The organism is Streptococcus mitis (assembly GCF_002096845.1).
In the GTDB taxonomy this organism is placed as follows: Bacteria; Bacillota; Bacilli; order Lactobacillales; family Streptococcaceae; genus Streptococcus; species Streptococcus mitis_A.
In genome coordinates this window covers 128,644-142,022 of record NZ_NCVK01000018.1, presented here as the reverse complement: position 1 = coordinate 142,022, position 13,379 = coordinate 128,644, and the positions used below count along the sequence as shown (strand labels likewise).

Genomic DNA, 13,379 nt, shown 5'->3' with positions numbered 1-13,379 from the left:
AGGAGATTCGTGTGAAAGCCATTATCTTAGCAGCGGGATTGGGAACTCGCTTGCGTCCTATGACTGAAAATACCCCTAAAGCCTTGGTTCAGGTTAATCAAAAACCTTTGATTGAATACCAAATTGAGTTTCTAAAAGAAAAAGGTATCCATGATATCATCATCATTGTTGGTTATCTTAAAGAACAATTCGATTACTTAAAAGAAAAATACGGTGTTCGACTCGTTTTCAATGATAAATACGCTGACTACAATAACTTTTACTCTCTCTATCTTGTAAAAGAAGAATTGGCAAACAGCTATGTTATTGATGCTGACAATTATCTTTTTAAAAATATGTTCCGCAATGATTTGACTCGTTCGACTTATTTTAGTGTTTATCGTGAAGATTGTACCAATGAATGGTTCTTGGTCTATGGAGATGACTACAAGGTTCAAGATATTACTGTTGATAGTAAGGCAGGTCGCATCCTTAGTGGTGTATCCTTCTGGGATGCTCCAACTGCAGAAAAGATTGTCAGCTTTATCGATAAAGCTTATGCAAGTGGCGAATTTGTTGATCTCTACTGGGACAATATGGTTAAGGATAACATCAAAGAGCTAGATGTCTATGTTGAAGAACTAGAAGGCAATAGCATCTATGAAATCGATAGTGTCCAAGATTATCATAAATTAGAAGAAATTCTTAAAAACGAAAATTAAAGATTCCAACATCTGGCTAAAATAGTCGGATGTTTTTTTGATTTTTTAACGAATAAATAGATGAGTAGAAAAAGAAATGGAGTTATTTATGAAAATCACAAACTATGAAATCTATAAATTGAAAAAATCAGGTTTGACCAATCAACAGGTTTTGGCAGTTCTAGAATACGGTGAAAATGTCGATCAAGAACTTTTGTTGGGTGATATTGCAGAAATATCAGGTTGCCGAAATCCAGCTGTTTTTATGGAACGTTATTTTCAGATAGACGATGCGCATTTGGAGAAGGAGTTTCAAAAATTTCCATCTTTCTCTATTTTAGATGACTGTTATCCTTGGGATTTGAGTGAAATATACGATGCACCTGTACTTTTATTTTACAAGGGAAATCTTGACCTCTTGAAATTTCCTAAGGTAGCAGTCGTGGGCAGTCGTGCTTGTAGCAAACAGGGAGCTAAGTCAGTTGAAAAAGTCATTCAAGGCTTGGAAAATGAACTGGTTATTGTCAGTGGATTAGCCAAGGGGATTGACACAGCAGCCCATATGGCAGCTCTGCAGAATGGCGGAAAAACCATTGCAGTGATTGGAACAGGTCTGGATGTGTTTTATCCTAAAGCCAATAAACGCTTGCAAGACTATATCAGCAATGACCATCTGGTTATAAGTGAATATGGACCTGGTGAACAACCTCTGAAATTTCATTTTCCTGCCCGTAATCGCATCATTGCTGGACTTTGTCGTGGTGTGATTGTAGCAGAGGCTAAGATGCGTTCAGGTAGTCTCATTACCTGTGAGAGAGCGATGGAAGAAGGGCGCGATGTCTTTGCTATACCTGGTAGCATTTTAGATGGACTATCAGACGGTTGCCATCATTTGATTCAAGAAGGTGCAAAATTGGTTACAAGTGGGAAGGATGTTCTTGCGGAATTTGAATTTTAATACTCTTCGAAAATCTCTTCAAACCACGTCAGCTTCCATCTGCAACCTCAAAACAGTGTTTTGAGCAACCTGCGGCTAGCTTCCTAGTTTGCTCTTTGATTTTCATTGAGTATAAGAAGAAAGTCCGCTTACTAGACAAACTTTTCTTCTATATATTGGAGCTAAGTCTTGACAGGGTTCAAAAAATGGTTTACACTTTATAAAGTTTATTACTTTGAAAAGGTGTGATACTGTGGCTACGGCAACAAAAAAGAAAAAATTAACAGTTAAAAAAAATCTAGTAATCGTGGAGTCGCCTGCTAAGGCCAAGACGATTGAAAAATATCTCGGCAGAAACTACAAGGTTTTAGCCAGTGTTGGGCATATTCGAGATTTGAAGAAATCCAGTATGTCAGTCGATATTGAAAATAATTATGAACCGCAATATATCAATATCCGAGGAAAAGGTCCTCTCATCAATGACTTGAAAAAAGAAGCCAAAAAAGCTAATAAAGTCTTTCTGGCGAGTGACCCGGACCGTGAAGGAGAAGCGATTTCTTGGCATTTGGCCCATATTCTCAACTTGGATGAAAATGATGCCAACCGTGTTGTCTTTAATGAAATCACCAAGGATGCGGTCAAAAATGCTTTCAAAGAACCTCGCAAGATTGATATGGACTTGGTTGATGCCCAACAGGCTCGTCGTGTCTTGGACCGCTTGGTAGGCTATTCGATTTCGCCTATTTTGTGGAAGAAGGTCAAGAAGGGCTTGTCAGCAGGTCGCGTACAGTCCATTGCCCTTAAACTCATCATTGACCGTGAAAATGAAATCAATGCCTTTCAGCCAGAGGAATACTGGACCATTGATGCTGTCTTTAAAAAGGGAACCAAGCAATTTCAGGCATCCTTCTATGGAGTAGATGGCAAAAAGTTGAAACTGACTAGTAATGACGAGGTCAAGGAAGTTTTGTCTCGTCTGACTAGTAAAGACTTTTCAGTAGATCAGGTAGATAAGAAAGAGCGCAAACGCAATGCTCCATTACCCTATACCACTTCATCTATGCAGATGGATGCTGCCAATAAAATTAATTTCCGTACTCGAAAGACTATGATGGTTGCCCAACAGCTCTATGAAGGAATTAATATCGGTTCTGGTGTTCAAGGTTTGATTACTTATATGCGTACCGATTCGACTCGTATCAGTCCAGTAGCGCAGAACGAAGCAGCAAGTTTCATTACGGACCGTTTTGGTAGCAAGTATTCTAAGCATGGTAGCAAGGTAAAAAATGCATCAGGTGCTCAGGATGCCCATGAGGCTATTCGTCCGTCTAGCGTTTTTAATACACCGGAAAGTATTGCTAAATATCTGGACAAGGATCAGCTCAAGCTTTATACTCTTATCTGGAATCGTTTTGTGGCTAGCCAGATGACAGCTGCTGTCTTTGATACCATGGCTGTTAAATTGTCTCAAAATGGGGTTCAATTTGCTGCCAATGGTAGTCAGGTTAAGTTTGATGGTTATCTTGCCATTTATAATGATTCTGACAAGAATAAGATGTTACCAGATATGGCTGTTGGAGATGTGGTTAAGCAGGTGAATAGTAAACCAGAGCAACATTTCACTCAACCGCCTGCTCGTTATTCTGAAGCGACCCTGATCAAGACCTTGGAGGAAAATGGGGTTGGACGTCCGTCAACCTACGCGCCAACCATTGAAACCATTCAGAAACGTTATTATGTTCGCCTTGCAGCCAAACGTTTTGAACCAACAGAGTTGGGAGAAATTGTTAACAAGCTCATCGTTGAATATTTCCCAGATATCGTAAACGTGACCTTTACAGCTGAAATGGAAGGCAAACTGGATGATGTCGAAGTCGGAAAAGAGCAGTGGCAACGTGTTATAGACGCCTTTTACAAACCATTCTCTAAAGAGGTTGCCAAGGCTGAAGAAGAAATGGAAAAAATCCAGATCAAGGATGAACCAGCTGGATTTGATTGTGAAGTGTGTGGCAGTCCAATGGTTATTAAACTTGGTCGTTTTGGTAAGTTTTACGCTTGTAGCAATTTCCCAGATTGCCGCCATACCCAAGCAATCGTTAAGGAAATCGGAGTTGAGTGTCCAAGTTGTCATCAGGGACAAATCATTGAGCGTAAAACCAAACGCAATCGTCTTTTCTATGGTTGCAATCGCTATCCAGAATGTGAATTTACCTCTTGGGACAAGCCTGTTGGTCGCGACTGTCCAAAATGTGGCAACTTCCTCATGGAGAAAAAGGTCCGTGGTGGTGGCAAGCAGGTTATTTGTAGTAAAGGCGACTACGAAGAAGAAAAGATTAAATAAGAGGAGAGTCCTGAAAGTGAATTTCAGGCTCTTTTGGGTTGGAGCTTGACAAAATTCATCATTGTATGCGAAACTAGAAGAAGATTATTTTATACTCAATGAAAATCAAAGAGCAAACTAGGAAACTAGCCGCAGGTTGCTCAAAGCACTGCTTTGAGGTTGCAGATAAGACTGACGAAGTCAGGAACCATATCTACGGTAAGGCGACGTTGACGCGGTTTGAAGAGATTTTCGAAGAGTATTAACTAGGAGAAGTTATGCGTATTGTTTATCTAATTATTGGTTTTTTATCACTGGCCTTGGCTATTATTGGGGTTGTTTTGCCCTTGCTGCCTACAACGCCTTTTCTTTTGTTGTCTATTGCTTGTTTCTCAAGAAGTTCCAAGCGCTTCGAAGATTGGCTTTATCATACCAAGCTCTATCAAGCATATGTAGCTGATTTTCGCGAGACTAAGTCTATTGCGCGTGAACGAAAGAAAAAAATCATCTTATCTATCTACATCTTGATGGGAATTTCTATTTACTTTGCCCCTCTCTTACCAGTCAAAATCGGTCTGGGAGCCTTGACCATCTTTATCACTTATTATCTCTTCAAGGTCATTCCAGACAAAGAATAAGTAAAATTTGTAACTATTTCCCTTGATAAAAATGAAAGCATATTCACAACAATATGATATAATAAATTCAAAGTAATACTCAAGGAGAATCAAATGATTTACGAATTTTGTGCTGAAAATGTGACCTTGCTTGAAAAAGCGATGCAGGCTGGGGCTCGTCGAATCGAACTCTGTGATAATCTAGCAGTTGGTGGGACAACTCCCAGCTATGGAGTGACCAAGGCAGCAGTTGAACTGGCAGCTAACTACGATACGACCATCATGACTATGATTCGTCCACGTGGTGGTGACTTTGTCTATAATGACCTAGAAATTGCAATTATGCTAGAAGACATTCGATTGACTGCTCAGGCTGGAAGTCAAGGAGTTGTATTTGGTGCTTTAACTGCTGATAAGAAGTTGGATAAGCCTAATATTGAAAAGTTGATAGCTGTGTCAAAAGGAATGGAAATTGTCTTTCATATGGCCTTTGATGAATTGAGCGAAGAAGACCAGTTAGAAGCTATTGACTGGCTCAGCCAAGCCGGTGTCACTCGTATCCTGACTCGTGCTGGTGTGTCTAGTGACTCATTAGAGAAACGTTTTGCTCACTATCATAGAATTTTAGAATATGCTAAAGGTAAAATTGAAATTCTACCAGGTGGGGGGATTGACTTGGACAATCGTCAAACCTTTATCGACCAGCTAGGTGTGACACAATTGCATGGAACCAAGGTTGTCTTTTAAAAAATAGAAAGGAACTGCTAGCTTTGGGTAGCAGTTTTCACTTATGTTTGAAATTTTTAAATCCTATCAGTTTAATCAAGAAAAGGCTCGTCCTTTTGGTTTTATAGAAAATGGTGGAGTTTGGACTTATAGCTGCATGATTTTGCAGGGTGACTTTATCATGACAGTCTCTATCACTACTGATAATGTGAGTTTTCAGGTCTTTGACCAGGAAACGGGCGATCTCTATCCTCAAGTCCATATGGAAAGCATGAGGGGAAGTTTTGTAGGAAGTGTCCGTGAGGCTTGTTTGGAGATTCTTTACCAGATACGGAAGACTTGTTTTGATGTTCAGGATTTCATCTTCCCTCAGACTAAACGAATCATGACTCAAGTTCAGGAAAAGTATGGGAATCAGTTGGAGTTTCTGTGGGAAAAATCGCCTGATACGGCAGTGTTAAGACATGAAGGCAATCAAAAGTGGTATGCTGTTTTGATGAGAATCTCTTGGGATAAGCTGGAAAAGGGCAGAGAAGGACAAGTGGAAGCAGTTAACCTCAAACACGATCAAGTAGCTGACTTGCTTTTAAAAAAGGGCATTTATCCAGCCTTTCACATGAACAAGCGCTACTGGATTAGTGTGGCTTTTGATGATACCTTGCAGGATGAAGAGGTACTGGAATTGATAGAAAAAAGTTGGAACTTAACCTCTAAAAAATGAAACATTTCAAAGACTTTCAAGAGCTTTCAATTAGCTAAATATTCTTTACTGAAGAAATTTTCAGAAAATATTGGATTTTTTCTTGACAAGTGCTTTTGCCTATGCTAAAATACTAAACAAGATATCAAACGAAGGAGAAAGTCAAACATGAAAACAGCTAAGTTTAATCAATTTGCTTTGTTGTTGAGGTACTCGGGCTAGTGCAAAAAGCATTAGTCCTGTTTGGCTTACCAAGCGGGAGTGAATCAGCATCTCGCTTGGACTTCTAAGCGAGATGTTTTTTTAAAACCATATTTGGAAAAGGGGAAATTTTATGCGTAAAGTTGAATTTTTTGATACAAGTCTTCGGGATGGAGAACAAACACCTGGTGTTAACTTCTCAATAAAGGAAAAAGTTTCCATTGCAAGACAGCTGGAGAAATGGGGAATTTCTGTAATTGAAGCTGGTTTTCCGGCTGCTAGTCCAGATTCATTTATAGCCGTTCAAGAAATTGCTAAAGCTATGAAAAAAACAGCAGTGACAGGATTAGCTCGTTCTGTAAAATCTGATATTGATGCTTGTTATGAGGCACTTAAGGATGCCAAGTATCCACAGATTCATGTCTTTATCGCTACCAGTCCGATTCACCGCAAGTACAAGCTCAATAAGAGCAAGGAAGAGATTTTAGAAGCTATTAAGGAGCATGTTTCTTATGCACGTTCTAAGTTCGAAGTGGTTGAATTCTCTCCAGAAGATGCGACTAGAACAGAGTTGGATTTCCTCCTGCAAGTTGTTCAAACAGCGGTCGATGCGGGTGCATCTTATATAAATATCCCTGACACAGTTGGCTTTACGACTCCAGAAGAGTTTGCACGCATCTTTGATCACTTGACTGAAAATGTTAAATCAGATCATAAAGTTGTCTTTGGTGTCCACTGTCACGATGATCTCGGTATGGCAACTGCAAATACTTTGACAGCAATTAAACACGGTGCTGGACGTGTCCAGGGAACTATTAATGGTATCGGTGAACGCGCAGGTAATGTTGCTCTTGAGGAAGTAGCTGTTGCTTTGAAGATTCGTGAGGATTTCTTCCAAGTAACTAGTGATATTGTTTTGAATGAAACAATGAATACGTCAGAAATGGTTTCTCGCTTCTCTGGTATTCCAGTTCCTAAAAACAAGGCTGTGGTCGGTGGCAATGCCTTTTCTCACGAATCTGGTATTCACCAAGACGGAGTCCTTAAAAATCCTCTTACCTATGAAATCATCACCCCTGAATTAGTCGGTGTTAAGAGTAATAGTCTTCCACTTGGAAAATTGTCTGGTCGCCATGCCTTTGTTGAAAAACTAAGAGAATTGGCCCTAGACTTTACAGAAGAGGACATCAAACCACTCTTCGCTAAGTTCAAGGCACTGGCCGATAAGAAACAAGAAATCACAGATGCAGATATTCGTGCGCTGGTAGCTGGAACCATGGTTGAAAATCCAGAAGGCTTCCATTTTGATGATTTACAACTGCAAACTCATGCAGATAATGACATTGAAGCGCTTGTTAGTCTGGCTAATATGGATGGTGAGAAGGTCGAATTTAATGCGATAGGGCAAGGTTCTGTTGAAGCAATCTTTAACGCTATCGACAAGTTCTTTAACCAATCTGTCCGCTTGGTGTCCTATACCATTGATGCTGTGACAGATGGAATTGATGCCCAGGCTCGGGTCTTGGTCACTGTTGAAAACAGAGATACAGAAACCATCTTTAACGCAGCAGGTCTTGATTTCGATGTGTTGAAGGCTTCGGCTATTGCCTACATCAATGCTAATACCTTTATTCAAAAAGAGAATGCTGGTGAGATGGGACGTAGCGTTTCCTACCGCGATATGCCTAGTGTGTAAAGGAGAAGGCTATGACAAAGAAAATAGTAGCTCTAGCAGGGGACGGAATTGGCCCAGAAATCATGGAGGCTGGTTTAGAAGTTCTGGAGGCTCTAGCTGAAAAAACAGATTTTGACTATGAGGTTGACAGACGACCCTTCGGAGGTGCAGGTATTGATGCAGCAGGGCATCCCTTACCTGATGAAACCCTCAAGGCATGTAGAGAAGCAGATGCCATTCTCCTAGCGGCCATCGGTAGTCCTCAGTATGATGGAGCAGCGGTTCGGCCTGAACAAGGCTTGCTATCTCTCCGTAAGGAACTCAATCTTTACGCTAATATTCGCCCTGTAAAAATCTTTGACAGTCTCAAGCATTTGTCACCACTCAAACCGGAACGAATTGCTGGTGTAGACTTTGTCGTGGTGCGTGAGTTGACAGGCGGGATTTACTTTGGAGATCATATCCTTGAAGAGAGCAAAGCGCGTGATATCAACGACTATAGCTACGAGGAAGTGGAGCGGATTATTCGCAAAGCCTTTGAAATCGCAAGAAGTCGGAGAAAAATCGTTACTAGTATTGATAAGCAAAATGTTCTAGCGACCTCAAAACTCTGGCGGAAAGTAGCTGAGGAGGTCGCACAGGATTTCCCAGATGTGACCTTGGAACACCAGTTGGTGGACTCAGCTGCCATGCTCATGATTACTAATCCTGCTAAGTTTGATGTCATCGTGACAGAAAATCTTTTCGGAGATATTCTCTCGGATGAATCAAGCGTTCTATCTGGCACACTTGGAGTTATGCCATCAGCCAGTCATTCTGAAAATGGACCAAGTCTCTATGAACCTATTCACGGTTCAGCACCTGATATTGCTGGTCAAGGAATTGCCAATCCTATTTCCATGATTTTATCAGTGGCCATGATGTTGAGAGACAGTTTTGGACGTTATGAGGATGCAGAGCGTATCGAGCATGCTGTTGAGGCAAGTTTGGCATCTGGAATTTTAACGAGAGATATAGGAGGACAAGCTTCGACTAAGGAAATGACGGAAGCTATTATCGCAAGGTTATGAAGTTAGACGAAAAAATTACTCTAGTCCTTTTGATTTGGAATGTCATGGTTTTCTTGATTTATGGTATTGACAAATCCAAGGCAAGGAGAAGAGTTTGGCGCATCCCTGAGAAAATCTTATTTATTTTAGCCTTTACTTGTGGTGGTTTTGGGGCCTGGTTAGCAGGAATCATCTTTCACCACAAGACTCGAAAATGGTATTTTAAAACAGTTTGGTTTCTTGGGATGGTGACCACACTAGTAGCCTTATATATTATTTGGAGGTAATGGATGGCAGGAAAATCAATTTTTGATAAATTATGGGACCGTCATGTCATCGCAGGAGAAGAGGGGCAGCCCCAACTCATGTATGTGGACCAGCACTATATTCATGAAGTGACCAGCCCTCAAGCATTTCAAGGACTACGAGATGCAGGTCGCAGATTGAGACGACCAGACTTGACATTTGGAACCTTTGACCACAATGTCCCGACAGTCAATATCTACGATATTCGAGATGTAATTTCCAAGGCGCAAATTGATAAGCTGGCTGAAAATGTTGAGGAGTTTGGGATTGAACATGCGGCCCACGGTTCTGAAAAACAGGGGATCGTTCACATGGTGGGTCCAGAGACAGGACGAACCCAACCAGGGAAATTTATCGTCTGTGGGGATAGCCATACAGCAACCCACGGGGCTTTCGGAGCGATCGCTTTTGGAATTGGGACCAGTGAGGTCGAACATGTCTTTGCGACACAGACCCTCTGGCAGGTCAAACCCAAGAAAATGCTGGTGGAATTCACTGGTGTTCCTCAAAAAGGAGTTTATTCTAAGGATTACATTCTCGCCCTGATTGCCAAGTACGGTGTTGCTTGCGGTGTTGGCTATGTTGTGGAATATCGTGGGCAAGCGATTGATGAACTGAGTATGGAAGAACGCATGACCATCTGCAATATGTCCATCGAGTTTGGTTCTAAGATGGGAATCATGAATCCGGACCAAACCACCTATGATTATCTCAAGGGTCGCGAGTGTATTCCAGAGGACTTTGAAGAGGCTGTGGCTGATTGGAAAACAATTGTCAGTGATGATAATGCTGTTTACGATAAGGTTATCCAGATGGATGTCTCAGACCTTGCTCCTATGGTTACCTGGGGAACCAACCCTGCTATGGGGGTTGACTTTGACAGTAGCTTCCCAGAAATTAAGGACATGAATGATGAGAGAGCCTATAATTATATGGGTTTGGAGCCTGGTCAAAAACCAGCGGATATTGAACTAGGCTATATCTTTATCGGTTCTTGTACCAATGCTCGTCTCAGCGACTTGCAACTGGCTGCGCGATTTGTCAAAGGGAAGAAAATTGCTCCCAATCTAACAGCAATCGTAGTCCCAGGCTCTCGTCCTGTCAAACGAGCTGCTGAGAAGTTGGGCTTGGACAAGGTCTTTCTAGATGCTGGCTTTGAGTGGAGAGACCCAGGTTGTTCTATGTGCCTAGGAATGAATCCGGACAAGGTTCCTGATGGTGTCCACTGCGCTTCAACAAGCAACCGCAACTTTGAAGACAGACAGGGCTTTGGTGCTAAGACCCACCTCTGCAGTCCAGCCATGGCAGCAGCAGCAGCTATTGCAGGACGCTTTGTAGATGTTCGACAAATGCCAGAAGCCCAGTAAGGAGAGGATATGGAGAAATTTACAGTTTATACGGGAACGACCGTTCCTCTTATGAATGATAATATCGACACCGACCAAATCCTACCCAAGCAGTTTCTCAAGTTAATTGATAAAAAAGGCTTTGGTAAGTACCTTATGTATGCTTGGCGTTATCTAGATGACAAGTATACTGAGGATCCAGACTTTGTCTTTAACCGACCTGAATATCGGAAAGCTAGTATTCTCATCTCAGGGGATAACTTTGGGGCAGGGTCTTCGAGGGAACACGCAGCTTGGGCCTTAGCAGACTATGGTTTTAAGGTTGTGATTGCAGGGTCTTTTGGGGATATTCATTACAATAATGAACTCAATAATGGCATGTTACCTATTGTTCAGCCCAGAGAGGTTAGAGAGAAACTAGCCCAGCTAAAACCAAGTGACCAGGTAACTGTGGACTTGGAACAACAAAAAATCATCTCAGCAGTTGGAGAATTCACTTTTGAAATCGATAGCGAGTGGAAACACAAGCTCTTAAATGGTTTGGATGATATCGGTATTACCTTGCAGTATGAAGATTTGATTGCTGCTTATGAAAAACAACGACCAGCCTACTGGCAGGATTAGAAGAAAAATAGAAAAGGAAATATAACTATGACAAAACACATTCAATGGAACGGAACACTTTCACAAGAAGGCTATGATATTTTAAAAGGTGAGGGCGGATGTATCGTTTGCCCTACTAAAGTTGGTTACATCATCATGACTAGCGATAAGGCAGGACTTGAGCGTAAGTTCGCAGCTAAAGAGCGTAACCGTAACAAACCAGGTGTTGTTCTCTGCGGTAGCATGGATGAGCTTCGTGCTTTAGCACAACTCAATTCAGAAATTGAAGCCTTCTACCAAAAACATTGGGACGAAGATATTCTTCTTGGTTGTATCCTTCCTTGGAAACCAGAAGCCTTTGAACAACTGAAAGCATACGGTGATGGCCGTGAAGAACTCATGACTGACGTGCGTGGTACTAGCTGTTTTGTTATCAAATTCGGGAAAGCTGGTGAACAATTAGCTGCTAAACTTTGGGGAGAAGGCAAGATGGTTTATGCCTCATCTGCTAACCCATCTGGTAAAGGAAACCGTGGTAAGGTTGAAGGTATTGGAGAACGTATCGAAGGAGCAGTGGACCTTGTCATTGAAGCAGACGACTATGTTGCTTCTATCCAACCAGACAAAACGATTGAAACTCGCTATGAGCAAGGTGTGATGGTCTCTATGGTTGATAAAGACGGCAAACTCATCCCAGAACAAGGAGGAGCACGTTCAACTTCACCAGCTCCAGTTGTAATCCGCAAAGGGCTTGACATTGATAAGATTATGATTCACCTGTCAGACACCTTTAACTCATGGGACTACCGTCAGGGCGAGTATTATTAGAATGTAGAAGAACTGGGGAGAAAATAATCTCTCCTTTCTTTTGTTTTTAACAAAAGTAAAACACGAACGATATATTTTAATTTATAAAATTATTTGACAAAAACTGTACTTTGATTTATAATTAATTAAGGAAACGTCAGAAAAGACGTAGGGATGCGCAAGCATAGGTAGGTCATTACAAAAGAAACGAGACATCGATATGTTAAATGAATTTCCAATTTTTGATTACGAAGATATTCAATTGATTCCAAATAAATGTGTGATTAAAAGCCGTGCAGAAGCGGATACAAGTGTCACTTTAGGAAAGCACACCTTTAAACTACCTGTTGTGCCAGCTAATATGCAGACGATTTTGGATGAAAATGTAGCAGAGCAACTGGCTAAAGGTGGTTACTTCTACATTATGCATCGTTTTGATGAGGCAGGACGCATTCCTTTTATTAAACGAATGCATGAGCAAGGTCTCATTGCTTCTATCTCTGTAGGTGTTAAGGACTATGAGTATGATTTTGTTAGCCAGCTCAAGGCTGATGCTCCTGAGTACATTACGATTGACATTGCCCACGGTCATGCGGATAGCGTAATTTCTATGATTCAACATATCAAGAAAGAATTGCCAGATACCTTTGTCATTGCTGGAAATGTGGGAACACCAGAAGCTGTGCGTGAATTGGAAAATGCTGGTGCGGATGCGACTAAGGTTGGAATCGGTCCTGGTAAGGTTTGTATCACCAAGGTCAAGACTGGTTTTGGTACAGGTGGTTGGCAGTTGGCTGCTCTCCGCTGGTGTGCCAAGGCTGCGCGTAAACCAATTATCGCTGATGGTGGAATCCGTACTCACGGTGATATTGCCAAGTCTATCCGTTTTGGTGCCAGTATGGTTATGGTTGGTTCCCTCTTTGCAGGACACATCGAAAGTCCAGGGAAAACGATTGAAGTTGATGGTGAACAGTTCAAAGAGTACTACGGTTCAGCTTCACAATACCAAAAAGGAGCTTATAAAAACGTGGAAGGAAAACGTATCTTGCTTCCTGCCAAAGGTCATTTGCAAGATACTTTGACTGAGATGGAACAAGACCTTCAAAGTGCCATTTCTTATGCAGGTGGACGTCAGGTTGCTGACCTTAAACATGTTGATTATGTTATCGTGAAAAACTCCATCTGGAATGGGGATGCTTCCCACTAAGACGGCCTATCTCACTAGAAAAAAACTTGTTATTAGAGCAAATTTCTGTTATAATAAAACAAGTTTCCACCCTTAGTGTAATGGATATCACGTAAGATTCCGGTTCTTGAGATGGGGGTTCGATTCCCTCAGGGTGGATGTAAATAGCCTAAAAAAGCCTTTAATAGGTTTTTTTTCTTTCCACCGTCTCAAATTTGCACCTAAA

Annotated in this window: 14 protein-coding genes and 1 tRNA gene; all 15 read left to right on the top strand. The window is 41.4% G+C overall.

Translation table 11 applies throughout. From position 1 onward, the window contains the following. Positions 1–11 precede the first annotated feature (11 nt). The 15 genes from B7695_RS05710 to B7695_RS05635 all read left to right on the top strand — a co-directional run bounded on the left by B7695_RS05710 (position 12) and on the right by B7695_RS05635 (position 13,312). Complete coding sequence (locus B7695_RS05710; RefSeq protein ID WP_000643959.1) at positions 12–701, top strand: sugar phosphate nucleotidyltransferase; 690 nt, start codon at positions 12–14, stop codon at positions 699–701. Positions 702–789: 88 nt separating this feature from the next. Further along, positions 790–1,638, top strand: coding sequence for a DNA-processing protein DprA (dprA, locus tag B7695_RS05705; RefSeq protein WP_084890347.1), 849 nt, complete (start codon positions 790–792; stop codon positions 1,636–1,638). A gap of 232 nt (positions 1,639–1,870) precedes the next feature. Next, positions 1,871–3,958, top strand: coding sequence for a type I DNA topoisomerase (gene topA, locus B7695_RS05695; RefSeq protein ID WP_084890345.1), 2,088 nt, complete (start codon positions 1,871–1,873; stop codon positions 3,956–3,958). 98 nt (positions 3,959–4,056) lie between these two features. Beyond that, positions 4,057–4,203, top strand: a complete 147-nt coding sequence (locus tag B7695_RS11440; protein WP_084890343.1) for a hypothetical protein — start codon at positions 4,057–4,059, stop codon at positions 4,201–4,203. A gap of 12 nt (positions 4,204–4,215) precedes the next feature. Beyond that, positions 4,216–4,575, top strand: a complete 360-nt coding sequence (locus tag B7695_RS05685; protein WP_084890341.1) for a YbaN family protein — start codon at positions 4,216–4,218, stop codon at positions 4,573–4,575. A gap of 93 nt (positions 4,576–4,668) precedes the next feature. Then, positions 4,669–5,301, top strand: a complete 633-nt coding sequence (locus tag B7695_RS05680; RefSeq protein ID WP_084890338.1) for a copper homeostasis protein CutC — start codon at positions 4,669–4,671, stop codon at positions 5,299–5,301. 43 nt (positions 5,302–5,344) lie between these two features. Further along, positions 5,345–6,001 (top strand): MmcQ/YjbR family DNA-binding protein, encoded by a 657-nt coding sequence (locus tag B7695_RS05675; protein WP_084890335.1) that lies wholly within the window; start codon positions 5,345–5,347, stop codon positions 5,999–6,001. 313 nt (positions 6,002–6,314) lie between these two features. Further along, on the top strand, positions 6,315–7,877 hold the full coding sequence (locus B7695_RS05670) for a 2-isopropylmalate synthase (protein WP_084890332.1): 1,563 nt from the start codon (positions 6,315–6,317) through the stop codon (positions 7,875–7,877). A gap of 11 nt (positions 7,878–7,888) precedes the next feature. After that, a complete protein-coding gene (gene leuB, locus B7695_RS05665) occupies positions 7,889–8,926 on the top strand; it encodes a 3-isopropylmalate dehydrogenase (RefSeq protein ID WP_084890330.1) in 1,038 nt (345 codons plus the stop codon). Further along, positions 8,923–9,192 (top strand): DUF1294 domain-containing protein, encoded by a 270-nt coding sequence (locus B7695_RS05660; RefSeq protein WP_084890327.1) that lies wholly within the window; start codon positions 8,923–8,925, stop codon positions 9,190–9,192. The genes leuB and B7695_RS05660 overlap by 4 nt, the downstream gene beginning before the upstream one ends. A gap of 3 nt (positions 9,193–9,195) precedes the next feature. Further along, positions 9,196–10,578 (top strand): 3-isopropylmalate dehydratase large subunit, encoded by a 1,383-nt coding sequence (gene leuC, locus B7695_RS05655; protein ID WP_084890324.1) that lies wholly within the window; start codon positions 9,196–9,198, stop codon positions 10,576–10,578. A 9-nt stretch (positions 10,579–10,587) separates the two neighbouring features. Then, positions 10,588–11,181 carry a 3-isopropylmalate dehydratase small subunit gene (gene leuD, locus B7695_RS05650; protein WP_084890322.1) on the top strand — a complete coding sequence of 198 codons (594 nt, stop codon included), beginning with the start codon at positions 10,588–10,590 and terminating at the stop codon, positions 11,179–11,181. A 27-nt stretch (positions 11,182–11,208) separates the two neighbouring features. Further along, complete coding sequence (locus tag B7695_RS05645) at positions 11,209–11,988, top strand: L-threonylcarbamoyladenylate synthase (RefSeq protein WP_084890320.1); 780 nt, start codon at positions 11,209–11,211, stop codon at positions 11,986–11,988. Positions 11,989–12,187: 199 nt separating this feature from the next. Beyond that, positions 12,188–13,174: a GMP reductase gene (locus B7695_RS05640; RefSeq protein ID WP_084890318.1), complete on the top strand. Its 987-nt coding sequence runs from the start codon at positions 12,188–12,190 to the stop codon at positions 13,172–13,174. Positions 13,175–13,240: 66 nt separating this feature from the next. Continuing rightward, positions 13,241–13,312 (top strand) — tRNA-Arg (locus B7695_RS05635). The last annotated feature ends 67 nt before the right edge of the window (positions 13,313–13,379 follow it).